At 70.3% G+C, this 21,783-nt stretch carries 25 protein-coding genes; 4 read left to right on the forward strand and 21 right to left on the reverse strand.

Annotated elements, in window-relative coordinates:
- Positions 1-3 precede the first annotated feature (3 nt).
- From trpA to hisD, 15 genes are all read right to left on the reverse strand, one after another.
- Positions 4-813 carry a tryptophan synthase subunit alpha gene (gene trpA, locus C6V83_RS12395; RefSeq protein ID WP_105942650.1) on the reverse strand — a complete coding sequence of 270 codons (810 nt, stop codon included), beginning with the start codon at positions 811-813 and terminating at the stop codon, positions 4-6.
- Entirely contained in the window at positions 810-2,147 is a 1,338-nt protein-coding gene (gene trpB / locus C6V83_RS12400) for a tryptophan synthase subunit beta (RefSeq protein WP_105942651.1), read from the reverse strand. Before trpB ends, trpA begins: the two co-directional genes overlap by 4 nt.
- A 37-nt stretch (positions 2,148-2,184) precedes the next feature.
- Positions 2,185-3,003 (reverse strand): indole-3-glycerol phosphate synthase TrpC, encoded by an 819-nt coding sequence (gene trpC / locus C6V83_RS12405; RefSeq protein ID WP_105942652.1) that lies wholly within the window; start codon positions 3,001-3,003, stop codon positions 2,185-2,187.
- A gap of 108 nt (positions 3,004-3,111) precedes the next feature.
- Complete coding sequence (locus C6V83_RS12410; protein ID WP_105942653.1) at positions 3,112-3,861, reverse strand: TIGR02234 family membrane protein; 750 nt, start codon at positions 3,859-3,861, stop codon at positions 3,112-3,114.
- The gene (locus C6V83_RS12415; protein WP_105942654.1) at positions 3,858-5,408 is read right to left on the reverse strand and encodes an anthranilate synthase component I; all 1,551 of its coding nucleotides are present in this window, start codon (positions 5,406-5,408) and stop codon (positions 3,858-3,860) included. The genes C6V83_RS12410 and C6V83_RS12415 overlap by 4 nt, the downstream gene beginning before the upstream one ends.
- The gene (locus tag C6V83_RS12420) at positions 5,405-5,584 is read right to left on the reverse strand and encodes a tautomerase family protein (protein ID WP_105942655.1); all 180 of its coding nucleotides are present in this window, start codon (positions 5,582-5,584) and stop codon (positions 5,405-5,407) included. The genes C6V83_RS12415 and C6V83_RS12420 overlap by 4 nt, the downstream gene beginning before the upstream one ends.
- 35 nt (positions 5,585-5,619) lie before the next feature.
- Complete coding sequence (hisI, locus tag C6V83_RS12425) at positions 5,620-5,973, reverse strand: phosphoribosyl-AMP cyclohydrolase (protein ID WP_105942656.1); 354 nt, start codon at positions 5,971-5,973, stop codon at positions 5,620-5,622.
- 25 nt (positions 5,974-5,998) lie between these two features.
- The gene (hisF, locus tag C6V83_RS12430; protein ID WP_105942657.1) at positions 5,999-6,784 is read right to left on the reverse strand and encodes an imidazole glycerol phosphate synthase subunit HisF; all 786 of its coding nucleotides are present in this window, start codon (positions 6,782-6,784) and stop codon (positions 5,999-6,001) included.
- A gap of 67 nt (positions 6,785-6,851) precedes the next feature.
- Entirely contained in the window at positions 6,852-7,682 is an 831-nt protein-coding gene (locus tag C6V83_RS12435) for an inositol monophosphatase family protein (RefSeq protein ID WP_105942658.1), read from the reverse strand.
- 4 nt (positions 7,683-7,686) lie between these two features.
- Positions 7,687-8,439, reverse strand: a complete 753-nt coding sequence (gene priA / locus C6V83_RS12440) for a bifunctional 1-(5-phosphoribosyl)-5-((5-phosphoribosylamino)methylideneamino)imidazole-4-carboxamide isomerase/phosphoribosylanthranilate isomerase PriA (protein WP_105942659.1) — start codon at positions 8,437-8,439, stop codon at positions 7,687-7,689.
- Positions 8,439-8,741 (reverse strand): hypothetical protein, encoded by a 303-nt coding sequence (locus tag C6V83_RS12445; RefSeq protein WP_234353712.1) that lies wholly within the window; start codon positions 8,739-8,741, stop codon positions 8,439-8,441. Before C6V83_RS12445 ends, priA begins: the two co-directional genes overlap by 1 nt.
- Entirely contained in the window at positions 8,738-9,376 is a 639-nt protein-coding gene (hisH, locus tag C6V83_RS12450) for an imidazole glycerol phosphate synthase subunit HisH (RefSeq protein WP_105943920.1), read from the reverse strand. Before hisH ends, C6V83_RS12445 begins: the two co-directional genes overlap by 4 nt.
- Before the next feature lie 11 nt (positions 9,377-9,387).
- Positions 9,388-10,017 (reverse strand): imidazoleglycerol-phosphate dehydratase HisB, encoded by a 630-nt coding sequence (gene hisB, locus C6V83_RS12455; RefSeq protein ID WP_105942660.1) that lies wholly within the window; start codon positions 10,015-10,017, stop codon positions 9,388-9,390.
- Positions 10,014-11,162 carry a histidinol-phosphate transaminase gene (locus C6V83_RS12460; RefSeq protein WP_105942661.1) on the reverse strand — a complete coding sequence of 383 codons (1,149 nt, stop codon included), beginning with the start codon at positions 11,160-11,162 and terminating at the stop codon, positions 10,014-10,016. The genes hisB and C6V83_RS12460 overlap by 4 nt, the downstream gene beginning before the upstream one ends.
- The gene (hisD, locus tag C6V83_RS12465; protein WP_105942662.1) at positions 11,159-12,499 is read right to left on the reverse strand and encodes a histidinol dehydrogenase; all 1,341 of its coding nucleotides are present in this window, start codon (positions 12,497-12,499) and stop codon (positions 11,159-11,161) included. Before hisD ends, C6V83_RS12460 begins: the two co-directional genes overlap by 4 nt.
- A 164-nt stretch (positions 12,500-12,663) precedes the next feature.
- Here hisD and C6V83_RS12470 point away from each other — a divergent pair, with 164 nt between their 5' ends.
- Positions 12,664-14,109, forward strand: a complete 1,446-nt coding sequence (locus C6V83_RS12470; RefSeq protein ID WP_159067512.1) for a plasmid pRiA4b ORF-3 family protein — start codon at positions 12,664-12,666, stop codon at positions 14,107-14,109.
- Positions 14,110-14,466: 357 nt separating this feature from the next.
- Here C6V83_RS12470 and C6V83_RS12475 read toward each other — a convergent pair whose 3' ends face one another.
- Positions 14,467-15,825 (reverse strand): HNH endonuclease signature motif containing protein, encoded by a 1,359-nt coding sequence (locus tag C6V83_RS12475; RefSeq protein WP_105942664.1) that lies wholly within the window; start codon positions 15,823-15,825, stop codon positions 14,467-14,469.
- A gap of 423 nt (positions 15,826-16,248) precedes the next feature.
- Between C6V83_RS12475 and C6V83_RS12480 the strand changes: the two genes are divergently transcribed.
- Positions 16,249-16,872 (forward strand): SHOCT domain-containing protein, encoded by a 624-nt coding sequence (locus C6V83_RS12480; RefSeq protein ID WP_105942665.1) that lies wholly within the window; start codon positions 16,249-16,251, stop codon positions 16,870-16,872.
- A gap of 6 nt (positions 16,873-16,878) precedes the next feature.
- Here the strand turns inward: C6V83_RS12480 and C6V83_RS12485 are convergent, their stop codons facing one another.
- From C6V83_RS12485 to nadA, 3 genes are all read right to left on the reverse strand, one after another.
- Positions 16,879-17,352 (reverse strand): hypothetical protein, encoded by a 474-nt coding sequence (locus C6V83_RS12485; RefSeq protein ID WP_105942666.1) that lies wholly within the window; start codon positions 17,350-17,352, stop codon positions 16,879-16,881.
- A gap of 146 nt (positions 17,353-17,498) precedes the next feature.
- On the reverse strand, positions 17,499-18,392 hold the full coding sequence (nadC, locus tag C6V83_RS12490; RefSeq protein WP_105943922.1) for a carboxylating nicotinate-nucleotide diphosphorylase: 894 nt from the start codon (positions 18,390-18,392) through the stop codon (positions 17,499-17,501).
- A 4-nt stretch (positions 18,393-18,396) separates the two neighbouring features.
- Positions 18,397-19,407, reverse strand: coding sequence for a quinolinate synthase NadA (gene nadA / locus C6V83_RS12495; RefSeq protein ID WP_105943921.1), 1,011 nt, complete (start codon positions 19,405-19,407; stop codon positions 18,397-18,399).
- 191 nt (positions 19,408-19,598) lie between these two features.
- On the opposite strand from nadA, the gene C6V83_RS18520 reads away from it, so the two are divergent.
- Together C6V83_RS18520 and C6V83_RS12505 are read left to right on the forward strand one after the other, a co-directional pair.
- The gene (locus C6V83_RS18520) at positions 19,599-19,901 is read left to right on the forward strand and encodes a hypothetical protein (protein WP_199832512.1); all 303 of its coding nucleotides are present in this window, start codon (positions 19,599-19,601) and stop codon (positions 19,899-19,901) included.
- A gap of 9 nt (positions 19,902-19,910) precedes the next feature.
- A complete protein-coding gene (locus C6V83_RS12505; protein WP_105942667.1) occupies positions 19,911-20,615 on the forward strand; it encodes an NUDIX hydrolase in 705 nt (234 codons plus the stop codon).
- On the opposite strand, the gene C6V83_RS12510 is transcribed toward C6V83_RS12505, so the two are convergent.
- Together C6V83_RS12510 and bsaP are read right to left on the reverse strand one after the other, a co-directional pair.
- Positions 20,578-21,345, reverse strand: a complete 768-nt coding sequence (locus C6V83_RS12510) for a DUF2567 domain-containing protein (protein ID WP_159067513.1) — start codon at positions 21,343-21,345, stop codon at positions 20,578-20,580. The two genes, C6V83_RS12505 and C6V83_RS12510, sit on opposite strands and share 38 nt — an antisense overlap.
- Positions 21,342-21,578 (reverse strand): biotin synthase auxiliary protein BsaP, encoded by a 237-nt coding sequence (gene bsaP / locus C6V83_RS12515; protein ID WP_105942669.1) that lies wholly within the window; start codon positions 21,576-21,578, stop codon positions 21,342-21,344. Before bsaP ends, C6V83_RS12510 begins: the two co-directional genes overlap by 4 nt.
- Positions 21,579-21,783 lie beyond the last annotated feature (205 nt).

Below are 21,783 nucleotides of genomic sequence, written 5' to 3' on the forward strand. Positions count from 1 at the left end.
TGCTCAGGCGTTGCCGCGCACCCCGTCGGCGAGTTCGCTCACTAGGGCGGCGACGGCCTCCTGACCCTGCTCGCTCGCGGAGACGATCGCCGACCCGACGATCACCCCGTCGGCGTATTCGGCGATCTCGGCGGCCTGCGCGCCGCTGCGCACACCGAGACCGACGCCGATCGGGATGTCGGAGTGCTCGCGGATCCGGGCGCACAGTTCCGGAGCCAGATTCGAGACGGCGTCGCGCGCGCCCGTGACCCCCATGGTCGACGACGCGTACACGAAGCCGCGACAGTGATCGAGCGTCATCGCCAGCCGTTCAGGCGTCGACGACGGCGCGACCAGGTAGATGCGGTCCAGTCGGTGGGCGTCCGAGGCCGCCTCCCACTCGGCGCCCTCATCCGGAATGAGATTCGGGGTGATCAGCCCGAGCCCGCCCGCGGCGGCGAGGTCCCGTGCGAACGCGTCGACACCGTACTTGAGCACGAGGTTCCAGTAGACCATCACCACCGGCGCGGCCCCCGCGTCGGCGACCGTCTCCACCGCAGCGAACACGTCGCGCACCCGGCTGCCGTTGGCGAGAGCCACCTGCGTCGCCTTCGCGATCGTCGGGCCGTCCATCACGGGGTCGGAGTACGGGATGCCGACCTCGACGACATCGCACCCGGCGGCGACCATGGTGCGCAGAGTGGTCAGCGAGTCGGCCACAGTCGGGTAGCCGACCGGCAGGTAGCCGATCAGGGCGGCACGGTCGTCGGCGCGGCAGGCCGCAAAAGTCCCCTCGAGTCGGCTTGTGCCGACCGCGTTGCGGTCAGTGATCATCGGGCGTTCCCCTCTGCGTCGAGCCCCGGTGCGTCGTCGGCGCCGCGCTGCCGCTGCTTGATCTGCTCGGCATACTCGAACTCCGACGGCGGCTTGCCGAACAGGCCGAACCATTCGGCCGCGGTGTCGACGTCCTTGTCGCCTCGGCCGGAAAGACTGACGACGACCACCGCGCCCGCACCGAGCTCGCGACCCAGCTCGAGGGCGCCGGCGACGGCGTGCGCCGACTCGATCGCCGGGATGATCCCCTCCCGGCGCGAGAGCAGCGCCAGCGCGTCCATCGCCTCGACATCGGTGACCGGGCGGTACTCGGCGCGACCGATCTCCCGCAGGTAGGCGTGCTCGGGTCCGACGCCGGGGTAGTCCAGACCCGCCGAGATGGAGTGTGACTCGATGGTCTGCCCGTCGTCGTCCTGCAACAGGTACGAGTACGCGCCCTGGAAGGCGCCGGGGCTGCCGCCGGTGAACGTGGCCGCGTGCCGACCGGTCTCCACGCCGTCGCCGGCCGCCTCGAAGCCGACCAGGCGCACCCCGTCGTCGTCGATGAACGGATGGAAGATGCCGATCGCGTTGGATCCGCCGCCGACGCAGGCCACGACCGCGTCGGGAAGCCGCCCGGCCTGGTCGAGGATCTGCACCCGGGCCTCCATGCCGACGATGCGCTGGAGGTCGCGCACCATCATCGGGAACGGATGCGGTCCCGCCGCTGTGCCGAAGCAGTAGTAGGTGTCGTCGGCGTTGCTCACCCAGTCGCGCAGGGCCTCGTTGATCGCATCCTTGAGGGTCGCCGAGCCCGTCTCCACGGCGACGACGTCGGCGCCGAGCAACCGCATGCGGGCGACGTTCAGCGCCTGCCGCTCAGTGTCGACGCGGCCCATGTAGATCACGCAGTCCAGCCCGAGCAGTGCGCACGCGGTCGCCGTGGCCACCCCGTGCTGGCCGGCGCCGGTCTCGGCGATGACGCGCGTCTTGCCCATGCGCTTGGCGAGCAGCGCCTGGCCCAGGACGTTGTTGATCTTGTGCGAGCCGGTGTGGTTCAGGTCTTCGCGCTTGAGGAAGATCCGGGCGCCACCGGCCTCGTCGGACAGCCGCTTGGCCTCGTACAGCGGGGACGGGCGGCCGGTGTAGTCGCGCTGCAGACCGTCGAGCTCGGCGAAGAAGCCGTCGTCGGTGCGAAGCTTCTCGTAGGTGGCGGTGGCCTCCTCGATCACCGCCATCAGGGCCTCCGGGACATGCCGCCCACCGAAGACGCCCCAGTGCCCGAGCTCGTCGGGGCCGATCGGAGAGCGCTGAGCGACACCGTCGCTGGCGCGCGGGAAACGATCCTCGGTCATGGCTGCCAGATCCCCTTACTTGTGGTGCGCGCCGAACTCAGTGTGATGGCTTGGGGCACGACGGATGCGTGCCCGCCGTCACCAGGTCGGAGACCGCCTGCCGGGGGTCGCCACTGGTGACCAACCCCTCGCCGACGAGCACCGCGTCCGCGCCCGCACCGGCGTAAGCCAGCAGGTCGGCGGTGCCGCGGACACCGGACTCGGCGATCTTGATGACCTTCGACGGCAGGCCGGGCGCGATCCGGCCGAAGCAGTCGCGATCGACCTCCAGCGTCTTGAGGTTACGGGCGTTGACGCCGACGACGGTGGCACCGGCCTCGAGCGCACGGTCCGCCTCCTCCTCGGTGTGCACCTCCACCAGAGCGGTCATGCCGAGCGATTCGGTGCGGTCGAGGAGCGAGGCCAGCGCCTGCTGCTCCAGGGCCGCCACAATCAGCAGAATGACGTCCGCGCCGTGAGCGCGTGCCTCGTGGATCTGATAGGGCCCGACGATGAAATCCTTGCGGAGGATCGGGATGTCGACGGCCGCACGCACCGCGTCGAGGTCGGCGAGGCTGCCGCGGAATCGTCGTTCCTCGGTGAGGACGCTGATGATGCGGGCACCGCCGGCCTCGTAGGCGCGGGCCAGATCGGCCGGGTCGGCGATGTTGGCCAGCTCGCCCTTGGACGGACTGGCCCGCTTCACCTCGGCGATGACGCCGATACCGGGTTGCCGCAGCGCGGCGGTCGCGTCCCGGGGTTCGGGGGCTCGGGCGGCGGCGACTTTCACCGCGGCCAGATCGAGAACCGCCTCGCGGGCGGCGACGTCAGCCCTGACCCCCTCGATGATCGAGTCGAGTACCGTGCCGCCAGTCACCGAGCCGTCCCCTTTCGTGCTGCGGCGCTGCGCCGCTCTGTCCGACCAGTGGAGTCCAGATTAGAGACCGTCCCGCACACCGCCGCCTCCGGGTCCCGGTAACCGCTCCTATGGGCGATCGCCGGGCTCCTCGGTGGGGTCGACGCCCGAGTCCAGCGAGTCCCAGAACTCTCGTTCGGTCGGTGCCGGGCGGGCGTCTCCGGAGGCCTGTCGGCGCTCGTAATCGGCGAAGGCGCGCCGCTCCAGATCCTCCCGCCGCGCCGCGGGCGAGGTGTACTTGGACGACATCCGCCGCCCGGTCGACGCCGACCGCATCATCGCGACCGCGCCGACCACCGCGCACACCGCCCCGAACAGCACCACCACGCCCGGCTCCCAGTCGGTGGTCACCGCCACCACCGTCGAGCGCGCCGGGATCTCGACCACCCGGGTGGCGTAGAGGTCGTCGGTGCTGTTCAGCAGTGAGATCGCGGGGAACGCCGCCGCCACCCCACCGAGCGCGACCAGCACCGCCGCGGCACGCAGAATCACCCCGTGCAAGACGAACTGCACCGCCAGCGCCGCCAGGAAAAAGATCGCCACGGCCACCAGCCAGGGACTCCAGTCCGCGCCGATCACGCTGAAGGTGCGCGCCTGAGTGAGTCCGTCCTCGGTGTAGACCTGCGCCCACTGCATGCGCGATGCCCCCCACAGCGCCGCGGCGGCGACGAGCAGGGCGACCACCGCGACCATCTGCGGTCGCCGGCTCGGCGCGGGAGCCGCCGCCCTATCGGGGTGGGCAGGCTGGGCCGGTTGGGGCTGCGCCGGTTGGGGCTCGGCCGGACCCTGGTGAACCGGATCCTGGTCGGGTGTGGTCATGACGGGACCTTTCCGGCGTCGGCGACCGGCCGCATCGTCGCTGCCGCAGCGATCGCGCCCAGCACCGCGTTCGCCTTGTTCCGCGCCTCGTTGAATTCGTACTCGGGGTCGCTGTCGGCCACCACACCGGCGCCGGCCTGCACGTAGGCGCGGCCCTGGGCCATCAGCGCTGTGCGGATCGCGATCGCGGTGTCCGCGTCTCCCGCGAAGTCCAGATAGCCGACGATGCCGCCGTACAGACCGCGCCGGGTCAGCTCGTTCTCCTCGATCAGCTCCATCGCACGCACCTTCGGCGCCCCGCTCAACGTGCCTGCCGGGAAGCAGGCGGTGACCGCGTCGAGCGCCTGCTTGCCGGCGCGCAGCCGGCCCGACACCGTCGACACCAGATGCATCACATGGCTGTACCGTTCCACCCGTCGGTAGTCGGTGACCCGTACGGTGCCGGGTTCGCAGACGCGGCCCAGATCGTTGCGGCCCAGATCGACCAGCATCAGATGCTCGGCGTTCTCCTTCTCGTCTTCCAACAGCCCCTTCGCGAGCAGCAGGTCCTCCTCCTCGGTGGACCCGCGCCACCGGGTGCCCGCGATCGGATGCGTGGTAGCGGTGCCGTCGGCGACCGTCACCAGTGCTTCCGGGGAGGAGCCGACGATGCTGAAAGGCTGCGCCGCCGCACCCGAGGCGCCCAGGGCAGGCAACCGGAGCAGGTACATGTACGGGCTCGGGTTGGAGGCACGCAGCACCCGGTAGACGTCGATGGGATCGGCCTGTGTCGCCATCTCGAAGCGGATCGACGGCACCACCTGGAAGGCCTCCCCCGACTCGATCGCCTCGACCAGGCCCTCGACCACCGGGGTGAACTCGGCCAGGGTGCGCTGGGCGGTGAAGTCCGGCTCCACCCGCGAGAAGGTGGAGACCGTCGACGGCGCCGGTGCGGCGAGCGCCGCCGTCATCGCGTCGAGACGGGCGACGGCGTCGTCGTACGCCTGCTCGACGCGATCGCTGCTCCCGTCGAAGTTGATGGCGTTGGCGATCAGCGTGATGGTGCCCTCGTGATGATCGAAGGCGGCCAGATCCGCGACGAGCAGCCAGAACATGTCGGGCAGCCCGAGATCGTCGACGGTCCGCTCGGGCAGGCGTTCCAGCCGCCGCGCGAAGTCGTAGGCCATGAATCCGACGAAGCCGCCGGTCAGCGGCGGCAAGCCGGGCAGCCGGTCGGTCTGCAAGAGGCTCAGCGACGCCGCCAGCGCCTGCAGCGGATCACCGTGCGTGGGCGCGCCCGCTGGGATGGTGCCCCACCAATGCGTCTCCCCGTCGATGCTGGTCAACGCGGACGGTGAGCCGGCCCCGATGAACGACCAGCGCGACCACGACTGGCCGTTCTGGGCGGACTCCAGCAAGAAGGTCCCCTCCTTGTCGCCGGCGAGCTTGCGGTACGCCGACAGCGGAGTCTCCGAGTCGGCGAGGAGCTTCCGGGTGACCGGCACCACGCGGTGATCGGCGGCCAGGTCCAGGAACTGCTCCCGGGTGGTGGTGTGCTTAACCGTCATCCGAGGGGCACCCCGCCGACGCCCCACTGGGTGCGCGGGATCTCGTTGATCGTCACCCACACCGAATCCGGGTCCTTCCCGGTCGCGCGCGCGTACGCCTCGGTGACCGCGGCGATGGTCTCGTTCTTCACCCGGTCACTCAGGCCGGGTGTCTGGGAGATCTGGATGAGCGGCATGGCGTCGATCCTTCCTGGGTCGGGGTCGGTGGTGCTCAGCGGGCGGGGGCGCCGAACTCCAACGGGGTCGTGTCGAAGCAGCTGTGATTGCCTGTGTGGCAGGCCGCACCGGTCTGGTCGACCGTCAACAGCAGGGTATCGCCGTCGCAGTCGAGACGGGCATCGCGCACGTACTGCACGTGACCGCTGGTCTCGCCTTTGACCCAGTACTGCTGTCGGGACCGCGAGTAGTAGGTGGCGCGGCGGGTGGCGAGCGTGCGCTCGAGCGCCTCGTCGTCCATCCAGGCCATCATCAGCACCTCGCCGGTGCCGGCCTCCTGGGCGATGACGGCGAAGAGGCCGTCGTCGGTGCGCTTGAGGCGGGCGGCGAGGTCGGGGGGCAGTGCCATGGGGACTCCAGTCAGGTTGATCAGATCAGTCGTGGTCGAGGCGGACGACGATGCCGTCGGCGGCCATCGCGGCCTTCACATCGCCGATCGTGAGCTCGCCGAAATGGAAGACCGAGGCCGCCAGCACCGCATCGGCACCCGCCTCGACGGCGGGCGGGAAATGCTCGGCCCGGCCCGCGCCGCCGCTGGCGATCACCGGAACGCTCACTGCGGCCCGGACCACCTCGATCATCGGCAGATCGAAGCCGTCCTTGGTGCCGTCGGCATCCATCGAGTTCAGCAGGATCTCGCCGACCCCGAGTTCCTCGCCGCGGCGGGCCCACTCGACGGCATCGATGCCCGTTCCCCGGCGCCCGCCGTGCGTGGTGACCTCCCAGCCCGACGGGGTGGGCTCGCCCCCTTCCGGGACACCGCGAGCGTCGACCGACAAGACGATGCACTGCGCACCGAAGCGGCGGCTCATTTCGCTGAGCACCTCGGGCCGGGCGATGGCCGCGGTGTTCACGCTGACCTTGTCCGCACCCGCACGCAGCATCGCGTCGACGTCGTCGACGGTGCGGATCCCGCCCCCGACGGTCAGCGGGATGAAGATCTGGTCCGCGGTCCGGCTGACCACGTCGATCATCGTCGCGCGGCCGGAACTGGAGGCGGTGACGTCGAGGAAGGTCAGCTCGTCGGCGCCCTCCGCGTCGTACCGCGCGGCCAGTTCGACCGGGTCGCCCGCGTCGCGGAGGTTCTGGAAGTTCACGCCCTTGACCACGCGGCCGTCGTCGACGTCCAGACACGGGATCACCCGTACTGCCAGGCTCATGCTCGTCCCTCTCGTTTCGGCGAGTTCGCTTCTCGTTGTTCGGTGTCTGCACCGCGCGCCGGCGCGGTCAGAAGGTCAGCGTGGTCGGTTCCGGCCAGTCGCCGTCGGCCAGGATGTCCAGCAGTTCTCCGTGGACCCCCGGGGCCGCCGCGACGAGTGACGGTGTCGAGACCGTCCACGGCCGGCCGTAGACGTCGGTCGCCACTCCCCCGGCCGCACGCACCAGCGCGACCCCGGCCGCGTGGTCCCACGGATGCCGGCCGTAAGAAATCGCGCCCGCCAGGCGCCCGGCCGCGACGTACGCCATGTCCGCGCCGGTGGATCCGTGCATGCGGATCCTCGCGTGCCGCCGCGTGATCTCGCCCTGCACTCGGTTGCGCCCGGCGCCCGGGAACAGTCCGGCCTGGTCGAAGTAGTAGGAGACGTACCCGATCGCGCTCGAATGCAGGGTCGCCGCACTCAGCGCGGGCGCAGGCCGGCCGTCGACCAGCAGCGGGCCGCCTTTGTGCGCGGCGAAACGCTGGTCGCGTCCGGGGATCCAGGTCAGGCCGACGACCGGTTCGCCGTCGACCACCAGCGCCGCCAGCATCGCGGTCAGCGGCAGACCCGTTGAGTAGTTGAAGGTGCCGTCGATGGGGTCGAGCAGCCACACCGCGCCGATGCTCGGGTCCGGTCCGCCGTACTCCTCGCCGTGCACGTCGATCCCGGTGCGGCGCTGTAGTTCGCCGCCGATACGGCGCTCCAGGGCGAAGTCGATCTCGGTGGCGAAGTCCGTGCCGCCCTTGGCGACCGCACTGGGCGCACCGAGCCCGGCGAGGAAGTCCGGGACGGCCTCGTCCAGGACCTCGCCCGCCACGGCCAGCAGGCCCGGCAACGCCGACGAGTCCACCGCGGTCATCGGGCTACTGCGCCGTGGCGGCCACGGCGCTCAGCGCCTCGGGAAGGGTGAAGCGGCCCGCGTACAGGGCCTTGCCGATAATGGCGCCTTCGACGCCCAGCGGCGTCAGGCCGGCGATCGCGACCAGGTCGTCGAGCGCCGAGATGCCGCCCGACGCCACCACCGGGGAGTCCGTCCGCCGGGCCACCTGCTCGAGCAGTTCCAGGTTCGGTCCGGACAGCGTGCCGTCCTTGCTCACGTCGGTCACCACGTAGCGCGCGCAGCCGTCCCGGTTCAGCCGGTCCAGGATGTCCCAGAGATCGCCGCCGTCGGTGACCCAGCCCCGGCCGCGAACCCGGTAGGCGCCGTCGTCGTCGCGCAGTACATCCAGGCCGACGGCGATCTTGTCCCCGTACTCGGCGATGGCCTGCGCGCACCACTGCGGGTTCTCGATCGCCGCGGTGCCCAGGTTGACGCGGGTGCATCCGGTCTCCAGCGCGGCGGCCAGCGAGGCGTCGTCGCGGATGCCGCCGGAGAGTTCCAGCTTGACCGTCAGTTCGGCGGCGACCTCGCTGATCACCGCGCGATTCTCGCCGCGCCCGAACGCCGCGTCGAGATCGACCATGTGGATCCACTCGGCGCCGTCACGCTCCCACGCCAGGGCCGCGTCGCGCGGCGTGCCGTACGAGGTCTCCGATCCCGCCGCGCCCTGCACGAGCCGCACGGCCTGACCGTCGACGATGTCGACGGCGGGCAGGAGTTCCAGAATCTGGGCCATCAGTCGGATCGGCTTTCTCTCGAGTGTCGGTTGTTCTCTGCGGAGTTCTTCAGTTCGTCGATCTCGCGCTGCACGTGCCGCAGTTCGTGCCGGGCGACGAGCGCCATGACGATCAGCATGACGACGACGGCGCCGACGGCGATCACCAGCGCGAGGGTCGCCATGGTCTTGGCGAGCCACCAGATGATCGGGACCGCGACGATCAGCACCAGCACCGCGGCGCCGAGCGAGCGCGCCACCATGCGGCCGAACGAGAATTCGTCGGCGCGGGTGCGGCCGCCGGGGGCCCGGCCCGCTGTCACAGCGTCGCCACCCAGTTGCGCAACAGCGCCGCGCCGACGTCGCCGGACTTCTCCGGGTGGAACTGGGTGGCCCACAGGGGGCCGTTCTCCACCGCGGCCAGGAACGGAGCACCATAATCGGTCCAGGTCAGCCTGGGTGCGGTCAGCGGTGAACCGTCGTTGTCCATCTCCCACGCCTGCGCGGCGTAGGAGTGGACGAAGTAGAAGCGCGCCGCGGGGTCGATCCCGGCGAACATCACCGAGTCGTCCGGCGCATCGACGGTGTTCCAGCCCATGTGCGGGAGCACGTCCGCGGGCAGCCGGGTCACCGCGCCGGGCCACTCGCCGCAGCCGCGGGTCGCCGTGCCGAACTCGACGCCCTCGTCGAACAGGATCTGCATGCCGACGCAGATGCCCAGGACCGGACGACCGCCGGCGAGTCGCCGACCGATGATCCGATCGCCGCCGACGGCGCGCAGACCCTCCATACAGGCCGCGTACGCGCCGACGCCCGGCACCAGGAGGCCGTCGGCGTCCAGGGCCGTGGCGAAGTCGGACGTCACTTCGACCTGCGCGCCGGCCCGCTCCAGAGCCCGCTGCGCCGAGCGGACGTTGCCCGAGCCGTAGTCGAGCAGCGCCACCTTGCTTGCGCTCACCTCGCCCGGGGTCACAGAGTCCCCTTGGTCGACGGGATGCCGGTCACCCGGGGGTCAGGTTCGACGGCGGAGCGCAGTGCGCGGGCCACCGCCTTGAACTCGGCCTCGGTGATGTGGTGCGGGTCGCGGCCGTACAGAACGCGCACGTGCAGGGCGATCCGGGCGTTGAGCGCCAGCGACTCCCACACGTGCTGATTGATCACCGTCGCATACGAGGTGACCGGGCCCTTGTCGCTGCCGCCGTAGCCGCCGATGACGGAGGTCAGCAGGTGGTCGGGCTCGCCGGTGAAGACACAGTACGGACGCCCGGAGACGTCGACGATCGCTTGCGCGAGGGTCTCGTCCATCGGGATCCACGCGTCGCCGAAGCGGCGGATGCCGCGCTTGTCGCCGAGCGCCTCGGCGATGGCCTGGCCGAGCACGATCATCGTGTCCTCGACGGTGTGGTGCGCCTCGATCTCGATGTCGCCGACGGCCTGCACGGTCAGGTCGAAGCCCCCGTGGGCGCCGAATGCGGTCAGCATGTGGTCGAAGAACGGCACCCGGGTGGACACGTCGGTCGTCCCGGTGCCGTCGAGGTCGATCTCGACGATGATCGACGACTCGCGCGTGGTGCGCTCGATACGTGCTCTGCGGCTCATGGTCGGGCCTTTCGTTCGGTGGCGGCCGGGGCGCCGACGGTTCCGGCACGGAGCCGTCGGCTCACATCCAGGAACACGTCGTTCTCGTCGGGTAATCCGATCGTCGCACGAAGGCGGCCGGGGATGCCCACGTCGCGGATCAGCACGCCGTGGTCCAGGTAGCGCTGCCAGGCCGCGGGCGCGTCGTCGAACTCGCCGAAGAGCAGGAAGTTCGCGTCCGACTCGACCACGTCGAAACCCATTGCGGTGAGCTCGGCGGCCACTCGCTGGCGTTCGGCGACGATGGCCGCCACGCCGGCGAGCGTTTCGGCGCTGTGTCGCAGTGCCACCCGGGCGGCGGCTTGGGTGAGGACCGACAGGTGGTACGGCAGCCGGACCAGCAGCAGCGCGTCGATCATCGCCGGCGCGGCGGCCAGGTAGCCGAGCCGCCCGCCGGCGAAGGCGAAGGCCTTGCTCATGGTGCGGCTGACGATGATCTTCGCCGGGTACTCGTCGATCAGGGCGACCGCGCTCGGCTGGTCGGAGAACTCGCCGTACGCCTCGTCGACGATCACGATGCCCGGTGCCGCCTCGAGGATGCGGCGCAGGTCGTCGAGGCCGATCGACCCGCCGGTCGGGTTATTCGGCGAGGTCACGAACACGACGTCAGGACGCCGGGCGGCGATCTCGCCCACCGCGTAGTCCACGTCCAGACCGAAGTCGGCAGTCCGCTTGGCTTCGAGCCAGGTGGTCTGCGTGCCGTCGGAGATGATCGGGTGCATCGAGTACGACGGGGTGAAACCCAGTGCGGTGCGCTCGGGGCCCCCGAAGGCCTGCAGGATCTGTTGGAGGATCTCGTTGGAGCCGTTCGCCGCCCAGATGTTGTCCCGGGTCAGGGCGACGCCGGTCGCCTCGGAGAGGTAGTCCGCGAGATCCGTGCGCAACGCGATCGCGTCCCGGTCCGGGTACCGGTGCAGCGCGCCGGCGCAATCCGCGACGGCCTCGGCGATGTCGTCGACCAGGGCCCGGCTCGGCGGGTGCGGGTTCTCGTTGGTGTTGAGCACCACTGACACCTGCAGCTGCGGCGCCCCGTACGGGCTCTTTCCGCGCAGGCTCTCACGCAGCGGCAGATCGTCGAGCGAGGCCTTGCTTCCCGGCGCCGTCACTGGTCGTTTCCCGCTGGCCGGTCCTGCCGAAACCGGACCTGGACCGCGTCACCGTGCGCCGGAAGATCCTCGGCCTGGGCCAGGGTCACCACCTGGGCGGCGACCCCGGCGAGGGCGTCGCGGCTGTAGTCGACGACGTGTACCCCACGCAGGAAGGTCTGCACCGACAGCCCCGAGGAGTACCGCGCCGAACCCGACGTGGGCAGCACGTGGTTGGAGCCGGCGCAGTAGTCGCCGAGGCTCACCGGTGAGTAGGTGCCGACGAAGATCGCGCCGGCGCTGGTGACCCGGTCGGCCACCGCTTGCGCGTCACAGGTCTGGATCTCCAGGTGCTCGGCAGCGTACGCGTCCACCACGCGCAGCCCCTCGTCGACGTCGGAGACCAGCACGATGCCCGACTGCGGGCCGCCCAGGGCCGTCTGCACCCGCTCGGTGTGCTTGGTCGCCGCAGCCTGGCGAGCCACCTCGGCATCGACGGCGTCGGCCAGTTCCTCGCTGTCGGTGACCAGGACCGAGGCGGCCAGCACGTCGTGCTCGGCCTGGCTGATCAGGTCGGCGGCGATCACCGCCGGATCGGCGGTCTCGTCGGCCAGGACGGCGATCTCGGTGGGACCGGCCTCGGAGTCGATGCCGACCACCCCGCGCACCAGCCGCTTGGCGGCGGTGACGTAGATGTTGCCCGGCCCGGTGATCAGGTCCACCGGGTCCAGCTCGCGTCCGTCGGTGTCGGTCCCGCCGTAGGCGAGCAGCGCGACGCCCTGGGCGCCGCCGACGGCCCACACCTCGTCAACGCCGAGCAGAGCGCACGCGGCCAGGATCGTCGGGTGCGGCCAGCCGCCGAAGTCGGCCTGCGCGGGCGAGGCCACCACCAATGAGCCGACTCCGGCCTCCTGCGCGGGGACGACGTTCATCACGACCGACGACGGGTACACGGCGTTGCCGCCGGGCACGTAGAGCCCGACGCGACCGACCGGGATCCACTTCTCCGCGACCGTGCCGCCGTCGACCACGGTGGTGACCGTGGTCTGACGGCGCTGGTCGGCGTGCACCAGGCGCGCACGACGGATCGCCTCGTCGAGCGCGTCGGCGACGGCGGGGTCGAGGTCCTCGCGCGCCTGCGCGATCACCTCGGCAGGGACCCGCACCGAGTCGGGGCGGACCTTGTCGAACTGCTCGGTGTAGTCCAGGGCGGCGGAGGCTCCGTGCTCGGCGATCGCCTCCACCACCGGCGCGACCACCGGGAGGACGGAGTTGATGTCGGTGCCTCCGCGCGGCAGGGCGCGACGCAGCTGGCTCAGCGTGACGTCGGCGCCGCGCAGATCGGTTCTGGCGAGCATGGAGTGAATCCTCGGGTGTGTGTGGCTTCGAATGTCCTTCCAGGATATGCGGTCGCCGCTAGTGCTTGACGCGCGCCGTCGCCGACGAGGCTCGCATCTCAGTCGGACCCGGGCGCCGACCTCGTCCCGGTGCCGGAGTTGCGCACCGACGTAAAGTCGGGTCGGTGGCCACGCGACTGATCTGCCTGCGGGTTCGAATCGAAGGGATCGAACCTTCCATCACGCGCACCCTGCACGTGGACGGCTCGCTCTCCCTCGCCGATCTGCACGCGGCGCTGCAGATCGCGTTCGGCTGGCGCGACGTGCATGCGCACCTGTTCCGCAACACCGAACGCCCGGGCCCGGGAACGCGCTGCTGGGGCGACGAGTGCCAGCTGAGCGACCTGCGGCTCGACGGCTTCGGGTCCGAATCCGCGGTGACGGTCGCCGAGGCCGTGACGGACGGTCCGATCTGGTACGAATACGACTTCGGCGACGGCTGGACGCACCGGATCGATGCGTCCGCACCGGCGACGGCGATCGGCGGACCGCGCCCGGTCACGCTGCTCGGCGGATCCGGCCGCGGTCCGGTCGAGGACTCCGGCGGCCCGCCCGGGTACAGGGAGCAGGTGGCAGCACTGGCCGATCCCGGACATCCGGACCACGCTTCGGTCGTCGGGTGGACGAGGACCGTCGCCGGCCCCTGGTTCCCGCCGACCCCGGACACATTCGACGTCGACTCGATCCAGGCCGAGTTGGACACCCGGTTCGGCTACCGCGCCGACGAACGCGATCCGCACGATCTCTCCGGTCTGGTGCTGGCCGACGACGTGCGCGGTCCCGGCGACCTGAGGCCGGACGCGCTCCTCGCCGACTTCGCCTCGTGCCTGCCGGCCGGAGTCCGCTCGGAGTTCCGCCAGTACGCCCGCCGCACCGGCCTCCTAAAGCCCGTCGAGGTCGGCCCGCAGGTGCGCGCGCAACTCGTCGCGCCCTTCGCCTGGCTTCTCGACGCAGTCGGCCCAGAAGGAGTGCAGCTGTCGAAGGCCGGATGGCTCCCGCCCGCCGTCGTGCACGACGGTATGACCACCCTGGACTGGCAGGACGACCGCATGGGCAAAGGCAACCGGGAGGACCTGACGTTTCCCATCCTGAGGCTGCGCGAAGCCGCCACCCGGCTCGGCGTCGTCCGCACGCTGCACGGACGGCTGGTCCGCACCGCGTACGGGCACCGCGCCGCGAACAGCGTCGACGATCTGTGGGACGCCCTCACCGCACGGTTTCTCCACAAGCTCTCCCCCGGCGCCCAGGTAGCCGCGACCGCACTGTTGCTCACCTACGCGGACGGTCGCGAGCCGGCGCCGTTCGGTCGCGACGACCGCTGGCGCGACGTGGCCTTCGCCCTCGAGGCGTGCGGCTGGGCTCCCGGCGACCGGTCGGCGCGCTTCGACGCCCGCCGGGTCGACGACGTCATCCGGCCGGCCCGGGACGTCGTCGACTCGCTCGGTTCGACGCAGGGCGCCGTCGGGTGGCCGCCATTCCCTCGGCAGGATCCGAACCTGGCCGACTTCGCCCGCGCCGTGCTCCACGGTCCCGCCGCAATCCGCTCCGGCACCACGACGCGGTATCGCTGAGCCGCACCGCGACAACCCGACGACCTGCGGTACACCGATGCCGCGCGGCCTGAAGAGGCGCGGACCCTCTGTGTGGGTCCGGCCTCCCGCGGCTGCCCCGGATTTCGATATGAAGTTCTCAAAGAACGTGCGCCCTCTCCGGCTGACGGGGAGAGCTCGACCCGCTGTCTCAGCCTGTTCCAGGCCGGTGGCGGAAGGCGGGGTACTGCCGATGGTCGGTGTTCTGGTTTCGACTCGCTGCGCTCGCTCAACCGTCGAAGGAGCCGCCACACCCGCTCAACCGTCGAAGGAGCCGCCACACCCGGTCAAATGGCGGTGGTTCCGCCGTACCCGATCAACCTGCCAGGTGGGAGTGGATCAGCAGGCGCGCGGGAGATTGGTCAAGGTGCGACGGGCGTGAGAGCAGATGGGTTCGCGGTGACGGTTGGGGTGTTCGGGGTCGATCGGTGGCAGGAACCAGGGGTGGCGGTCGCGGCCGAGGAACACTTCCCAGCCTTCGTGGTGAACGACGGTGTGGTGCATGCGGCACAGAAGGACGCCGTTGTCGACGCAGGTGGTGCCGCCTTTGCTCCAGTGGACGATGTGGTGCGCGTCGCACCATTGGGCGGGTCGGCCGCATCCGGGGAAGGCACACCCGTGGTCGCGGGCGTTGAGGGCATGACGCAGCTTCGGCGGGAAGAGCCGGGCGGTGCGCCCGACGTCGAGCGGTGCTCCGTTCTGGTCGATGTGGATGTCGGTGAGGACGGCGTCGCATCCGACGAGGTCGGCAGTGGCGGCGGTGACTGGTCCGGTGAAGCCAAGCACGTCGACGTCGTTGCCGGTGACGTCGGCGACAGGGTCTGCGGAGACTGGGCTCCCGGTGTGAACAGAGGCGGAAAGCCACACGCCGGCGGGGCGCAACAGGGTGACGTGTGGGAGCACGCCGCCGGAGGACGGGCGCTGGGCGCCCGCCAGGTAGGTGCGGACGATCTGCCCGAGGGCCTCGCCGCGGCGGCGGCTGGCCGAACGCGGATCAGGTGAGCCGTCGGGCAGGGGGACGGGCTTGCAGAGCGGGTCGAGAGCGGCGTGGAGTTCCTCTCCGGACAGCACGTCGAGGTCGAACTCGCCGACGACGCGTCCCTCGTCGTTCTGGTGGAGGGTCATGTCGTTGAGGGCATGGTTCTCCGCCGGTGGGATGTAGTCGGCGGCGGCGCCCTCGGGTGCGGGAGCGAGTTCGATCGCGATGGCGCGGGCTCTGGTATCGATGGCGGCCGGCGTGGTCTGAACTGTCAGCTTGGTGACGACGGCCGCGCGCTGATCGTCGTCGAGGTCGATGCGCTTGCCGATGTGGCCGACGCCCTTGACGATCGCATCGGCGTGCTCGATGCTCAGGGCACCCTCGCGCAGGTCGCGAGCAACGGTCGGCAGCGCCGCGCTCGCATGGCCGACGCGAGCCGCACGGTAGGCAGCCGCGGGTGCGACGCCGAGCGCTGCCAGCAGATCGGAGCTCTTCTTGAGGTGTCTGCGGGCCGGGATGGCGAGGCGTTCGGCGGCCACGACAGTCTGGGCGATGAGGTAGTCGGCGACGTTGCGCAGCCGTACCGCGCCGACCATGAGGGCGACGACCGCGTCGTCGTCGAGCGCGGGGCGCAGCTGATCGAGGAGCGTACCGAGCCGGCCGACGGTGAGGTCGTCGATCAGCAGGTCGGTGAAGTCGGCGAGGGTGGTGGCATCCATGACGCGAGTCTCCTTCTGAAGCGATGCACGAACGGCGGGTAGTGCTCTGTCGTCTCAGATAGGGGTCGCTGGCGGGTGTTGTCCTACTCCAGGTTAACTCATATTCAAATCGAACGCAAGTACGATTATTCGACTGTCGACCGCCGGGTCCGACCGCCTCGAACTGATGCGCACTCCGGTGACGAGGCACCGAACTCAGCGCACCCGACGCACTGTTCTCCAAGAGCTCGTCACATCTCGCTTGGCCCCCTGCTCCCCGACGCTCCGATGAGCAACCGTCAGGACGGACCAACCCGGGGCGCCCGTGTGTCGGACGACCCAGCATCCGCGCACGATCGGGCATCGGCGGAATATCCTCGAGCTACCGAAGACCTGCGGACCGGTCGCGGGATGATCGGTCCCGACCGAACTGGTGGTGCGCGAATGGGCGTCCTCGACATATTCTTCGGCCGCGAGCAGCACGGCCCCGGCCGGGTACGCGGAACGGCTCAGGTGATCGCGGCCACCAGACCCCCGCACGCCGCCACGCACGGCAACGTCTCGGCCACGCTGGTCGTCGAACTGCCCGGGATGCCTGCGTACCAGACCGCCTACAGCAAGCTGGTGTGCCGGGTCTCCAAGTGGCCGTCGCCGGGGCGTAGCCTGCCCGTCTCGGTCGATCCCCGGAATCTGCACGACGTCGAAGTGCTCTGGGACGAGGTACCCACCGGTGACGAACTCGGCAGACAACAGGCCGCCGCCATGGTCGATCACCTCAACGCTCCCGGACACGACGCCGCTGACCAGTCGCCGACCGACGACGTGGTGTCCCGGATCCAGCAGCTGTTCCCCGGCGCACAGGTCCACGTCGGAGGTTCCACACCTGCGCCACCCGCAGACTCGGCACCACCTCCGTCTCCGCAGATCTCCGTCGTCGCGAGCCAGTCCAGTGGCGACCCGGTGGTTCGCCTGGAAAAGCTGGCGCAGCTCCGCGAGGCGGGGATCGTCACACAAGAACAGTTCGAGCAGTTGCGCGCGCAGATCCTCCACCAAGCCGGACTGGACTGATCGCCGTCACCCGATCATGTACACCAGTCCGAGACCGTCGCGGGCGATCTCCGCGGTGAACTCCTGGGCGCGGACCAGGTAGTCGTTCACGTAGTCCGCCGAGGGCCCGAGGCGATCGATCCGTTCGGCGGTCGCCTGATCGACCGGCCCGAACCGGACGATGTCCCGGGCGATCGCGGCTACCTGTTCAGGCGGCAGCACGCTGATATGCGGCTCCCACCATCCTTGGCCCGACTGCCACACCCGACCGGCCACCAACTGTGCGGAGATCGGCGGATCCTCACCCGTTGCCGCCTCGGCGAACAGCAGCTGAAGCGGTCGCCATGCCTTGTCGAGGTACAGCATCCTGGGCTTCGGCCGACCGGGGTCCAGCCCCCAGGCGTCGGCCAGCGGATCAGCGGACACGAACTGTCGAGGATCACCCTCCGCGAGCGGAACGTCGGCGGCGTGCAGCGGATAGGCGTAATAGCGGATTCCCATGCGCTCAGCCTCGCGCCGGAGTCCGTCGCCGTCGACCCCTGATCGTCAGGGACTGTGGACAACCGGCACCGTCCACAACACGCCGGAGCAGGTATTGCGTTCGTCGCGGTCGTAGCGGAGAATCCGAGCGCCTCAGCGGCGCTGGATCACCAGTCCAGCCCTAGATCGAGGACGCTGACCGAGTGCGTCAGCGCACCCACCGCGAGGTAGTCGACACCGGTGCGCGCGTAGTCCCTCGCGACGTCCAGCGTCAGTCCGCCGGACGATTCCAGCTTGGTCGACGGCGAGCGGGCGTCCCGCCGCTGGACGGCCATCTGCGTCTCCCAGGGCTCGAAGTTGTCGAGCAGCACCAGCTGGGGCTCCAGCGCGAGAACCTCGTCGAGCTGAGTCAGCGAGTCCACTTCCACCTCGACCGGGACGTCCGGCGCGACAGCGCGGACGGCCTCGAGCGCGGCGCCGACTCCCCCGGCGGCGACGACATGATTGTCCTTGATCAGCGCGGCGTCCCCCAGCCCCATTCGGTGATTCGCTCCTCCCCCGGCGCGGACCGCGTACTTCTGCAGAAAGCGCAGGCCCGGCAGAGTCTTCCGTGAATCCCGGATCTTGGCGCCCGTGCCCTCGACCGCGTCCACCCACTGTGCCGTCGCCGTCGCGACGCCGGACAGGTGACACAGCAGATTCAGCGCCGTCCGCTCAGCGGTCAGCAACGACGCCGCGGGCGCCCGCAGCGCCAGGACCGTCTGGCCCGGTTTCACCCGGCTGCCGTCGGTCAGTTCCTCGGTCACCACGTAGTTGGCCGAGCCGATCACCAGATCGAACACCGCCCGCACCACCGGCACCCCGGCGAGCACACCGTCGGCACGGCTGACGATTCGCGCGTCGGCCACCGCGTCGGCCGGCACGGTGGCCAGCGTCGTCACGTCCGGCCCGTAACGCAGATCCTCGTCGAGCGCCGTCGAGATCAACGCGAGCAGTTCTTCGGTGACGGCGAAGTCCAGGCCCTCGCGCGCCTCGGCCTGTCCGACGAAGCCCGGCCCCACCGGCTCACTCACCGCTGCCCGGGTTGCCGATCGCGATCATTCGCTCGACGCTCAGCCGTGCCCGCTCGGCGACGTCCGGCGCCACATGCACCTCGTCCTTGCCCTCGGTGAGGCAGCGCAGCAGCGCGGCCGGGGTGATCATCTTCATGTACGGGCAGGCGGCCCGCGAGTTGACCGGCTGGAAATCGATCTCCGGAGCGGCCTTGCGCAGCTGGTGCAGCATGCCGACCTCCGTCGCCACCAGCACCTGCGAGGCCTTGGTCTCGCGCGCGGCGTCGATCATGCCGCCGGTCGAGAGGATCTTCACCTTCTCCTCGGGAACGAAGCCCTCGCCGGCGAGGTACAACGCCGACGTGGCGCACCCGCACTCGGGGTGGATGAACAGATCGGCGTCCGGGTGACTGTCGGACTGCGCGGTCAGCTCGTCACCGTTGATGCCTGCGTGGACGTGGCACTCGCCTGCCCAGATGTGGATGTTGTCGCGACCGAGTTCGCGCTTCACATGCGCGCCGAGGAACTGGTCCGGCAGGAACAGCACCTCGCGGTCGGGATCGATCGACGCGACGACGTCGACGGCGTTCGACGACGTGCAGCAGATGTCGGTCAGACCCTTCACCTCGGCCGTGGTGTTCACGTATGAGACCACGAGTGCGTCCGGGAACTCGGCCTTCCAGTCGCGCAGGTCGTCGGCGGTGATCGAGTCGGCGAGCGAGCACCCGGCGCGCTCGTCGGGGATCAGCACCCGCTTGTCCGGGCTGAGGATCTTGGCGGTCTCGGCCATGAAGTGCACGCCGCAGAAGATGATCTCGTCGGCGTCGACCTCGGCAGCGATCCGGGACAGCGCCAGCGAATCGCCGCAGTGGTCGGCGATGTCCTGGATCGGCGGCAGCTGGTAGTTGTGCGCCAGGATCACCGCGTTGCGGGCCTTGGCCAGCCGCTTGATCTCATCGGCCCACTCCGGCGTCGCCTCGACGCCTCCGTAGGCCGCCGGAATCCCGGTGCGCGGATCGGGCATGCCCAGATCGGTCTCGGTACGGGTGATCACACTCGAGGTCATGGCTTTCGCCCTCTCACTCACTGCTCCCCCGGGACGGGCTGGTGCCGGGAGGGGTTTTCGACCCTAGATCGAAAACCGTCCTGCCATCGTAACACCGGGCCGGACGAGACGATTCCCGCGCACCGTCGCACCTGGGCCCGGCGAGCCGGATGAGTAGATGCACGCTCCCCGCGCCGGCCGAGCCGGACGACGAAGAAGTGGTGACCAGTCCGACGGCGACCGCCCAGCGCACCACGATCGTCGAGCGCACCGGCCCACTTCTTCGCCCAGCTCTGGCGCTTCGGCGTGATCCAGCTGCAATGCTGCTTCGGCGTGGTCGGAATCCTCACCGCCCTAGCCTGGTCCACCTGGGCAAGTTCGGCTCGTGGCTGCTCCTGGTGAGCTCGAGCTTCGTGCTGGTGACCGCCCTGTACCGGTGCGGTCGCCGCCGTACCGGTCCGGCCGCCGCATAGACTCGCTCCATGCCCTCTTCCACCGCGCCCTCTTCCACCGCGGTCGAAGTGCGGAGCGCTGTCTTTCAGGTGCGTGACGACGACGCCGGCGCGGTCGCGCTCCACACACTGCTGCAGAAGCACGACGACGAGTGCTGGGCGCTCCCCGGCGGAGAGATCGGCGACCGCGAGACGGCGGCCGCCGCGGCCCGGCGCCATCTCGGCACGCAGTCCGGACTGACCCGAATCGCCCATCTTGAGCAGCTGTCAGTACTGTCCGACCCCGACCGGGTTCCCGGGATCCGCACGATCGCGGCCACCTATCTAGGACTGGTGCCGACGGACGTTCCCGCCGATCCCGCGCCCGGCGAACCGAACGCGGCCGCGTGGTTCGACGTCGATGAGTTGCCGCCGCTGACCTACGACCACGATCAGATCGTCGCGCTCGCCCGAGCCCGCGTGGCCGCGAAGCTCTCGTACACCAATCTCGCGTTCGCCCTGGCGCCCACCAGGTTCGCGATGTCCGAGCTCTCCGAGATCTACGGCGCGGCGCTCGGCTATCCGGTGGACGCGACCAATCTGCTCCGCGTCCTCTCCCGCCGCGGCGTGGTGGTCGCGACCGGCACCGTCGGACGAACCGGCCGCAGCGGCGGCCGGCCGCCCGCCCTCTACAGCTTCGCCGATGACCGCCTGGTGGTCACGGACGAGTTCGCGACTCTGCGTCCGCCCCCGTGAGCGGTTCGCCGCGATCCGATGCAGGCGTCCCCGGGTTGCCTCGCCCGGGATTCCCGGTGTCCGCCGGTGCCCACCCCATTGCCGGGTCGCCCGGATAGGTCCAACCCGCCGGCGGCTGCGGAGCCGCATCCCCGGGCGCGCGAACTCCACCGGCCTCGGCGGGGTCTCCCGGCAGCGCCGCATCGCCGGTACCGGCGACGCACACGAAGTAGCTCAGTGCCGCCATGCCGGGCGCACAGACCAGCAGCAGCCACGGTGCGGGCAGAAATCCCAGGCTCGCATCGGTGAGCCACAGACTCCCGGCGGCATGGTAGATCCCCGGCTCGTGCGGGTCGATCGGCGGGAAACGACGACGCACGACGAAATCCGCGACCTGCATTCCGACCGCAGAAGCACCCGCCGCGACCACCATTGCGTACACCAGACCGGCCGGCCCGCGGACGGCCCGCAGCGCGCCCCAGGCGACGCCGCCGCACACCAGGCCGAGCGCGAAGGCGATCAGTGCGAACACCGCGACGCCCCCGAACAGATGCGCCAGTTCCGGCGCCGAGAACCCGCCGCCCTCGGCGGTCACTTCCACCGTCGCGTACGGCGTCACGAACGCCCACAGCACCCCCGAGCCGACACCGAGGAGCAACAGCACCCCGCCGACGATCGAGGCCGCCGGGTCGAAGCGCCGCGCGGGACGGACGGGACCCTCCACGGAGACGGGCGGGGCCGGTGTCGTCATCGTCGTCCCAGCTCGACCGAATCGACGACGCCGTGCCGGGAGCATCGCGCGTCCCAGCCGTCCGGGCGCACCTGGACCACCATCCGGCGGCCGCACTGTCCGCAATAGCGCGGTGGCTCCAACCCGAGACGCGCGGCCTCGGGAATCGCATCCGGGGACTGCAACTCCAACTCGATGCCCGTGTAGACGCCGTACTTGAGCGGGGACTCCAGTGGTCCGGGCACGGTGGTCATGGATTCTCCTTCATCGCTCCCCAGGCTACCGAGCGTGGTTTCGACACGGACCTCGGCTAGCGCCTCGGCCCGGCTCAACCATCGAAAGGACAGCCGCCCGCACTCGCGGCAAGCGCACCATCGAAACGACAATCACCCGGCACACGCGGCGAGGGGGCTCGCCCACCGAGATGCGACAGGGTGGTCGGCCTCGCCTACCGATGGT

The organism is Gordonia iterans (assembly GCF_002993285.1).
Taxonomy (GTDB): Bacteria; Actinomycetota; Actinomycetes; order Mycobacteriales; family Mycobacteriaceae; genus Gordonia; species Gordonia iterans.

Excerpts from the sequence above, each read along its gene's own strand:
- trpA (WP_105942650.1), bottom strand. The coding sequence starts at position 813 with ATGATCACTGACCGCAACGCGGTCGGCACAAGCCGACTCGAGGGGACT.
- trpB (WP_105942651.1), bottom strand. The coding sequence starts at position 2,147 with ATGACCGAGGATCGTTTCCCGCGCGCCAGCGACGGTGTCGCTCAGCGC.
- C6V83_RS12410 (WP_105942653.1), bottom strand. The coding sequence starts at position 3,861 with ATGACCACACCCGACCAGGATCCGGTTCACCAGGGTCCGGCCGAGCCC.
- C6V83_RS12415 (WP_105942654.1), bottom strand. The coding sequence starts at position 5,408 with ATGACGGTTAAGCACACCACCACCCGGGAGCAGTTCCTGGACCTGGCC.
- C6V83_RS12420 (WP_105942655.1), bottom strand. The coding sequence starts at position 5,584 with ATGCCGCTCATCCAGATCTCCCAGACACCCGGCCTGAGTGACCGGGTG.
- hisI (WP_105942656.1), bottom strand. The coding sequence starts at position 5,973 with ATGGCACTGCCCCCCGACCTCGCCGCCCGCCTCAAGCGCACCGACGAC.
- hisF (WP_105942657.1), bottom strand. The coding sequence starts at position 6,784 with ATGAGCCTGGCAGTACGGGTGATCCCGTGTCTGGACGTCGACGACGGC.
- C6V83_RS12435 (WP_105942658.1), bottom strand. The coding sequence starts at position 7,682 with ATGACCGCGGTGGACTCGTCGGCGTTGCCGGGCCTGCTGGCCGTGGCG.
- priA (WP_105942659.1), bottom strand. The coding sequence starts at position 8,439 with ATGGCCCAGATTCTGGAACTCCTGCCCGCCGTCGACATCGTCGACGGT.
- hisB (WP_105942660.1), bottom strand. The coding sequence starts at position 10,017 with ATGAGCCGCAGAGCACGTATCGAGCGCACCACGCGCGAGTCGTCGATC.
- hisD (WP_105942662.1), bottom strand. The coding sequence starts at position 12,499 with ATGCTCGCCAGAACCGATCTGCGCGGCGCCGACGTCACGCTGAGCCAG.
- C6V83_RS12475 (WP_105942664.1), bottom strand. The coding sequence starts at position 15,825 with ATGGATGCCACCACCCTCGCCGACTTCACCGACCTGCTGATCGACGAC.
- C6V83_RS12480 (WP_105942665.1), top strand. The coding sequence starts at position 16,249 with ATGGGCGTCCTCGACATATTCTTCGGCCGCGAGCAGCACGGCCCCGGC.
- C6V83_RS12485 (WP_105942666.1), bottom strand. The coding sequence starts at position 17,352 with ATGGGAATCCGCTATTACGCCTATCCGCTGCACGCCGCCGACGTTCCG.
- nadA (WP_105943921.1), bottom strand. The coding sequence starts at position 19,407 with ATGCCCGATCCGCGCACCGGGATTCCGGCGGCCTACGGAGGCGTCGAG.
- C6V83_RS18520 (WP_199832512.1), top strand. The coding sequence starts at position 19,599 with ATGAGTAGATGCACGCTCCCCGCGCCGGCCGAGCCGGACGACGAAGAA.
- C6V83_RS12505 (WP_105942667.1), top strand. The coding sequence starts at position 19,911 with ATGCCCTCTTCCACCGCGCCCTCTTCCACCGCGGTCGAAGTGCGGAGC.
- C6V83_RS12510 (WP_159067513.1), bottom strand. The coding sequence starts at position 21,345 with ATGACGACACCGGCCCCGCCCGTCTCCGTGGAGGGTCCCGTCCGTCCC.
- bsaP (WP_105942669.1), bottom strand. The coding sequence starts at position 21,578 with ATGACCACCGTGCCCGGACCACTGGAGTCCCCGCTCAAGTACGGCGTC.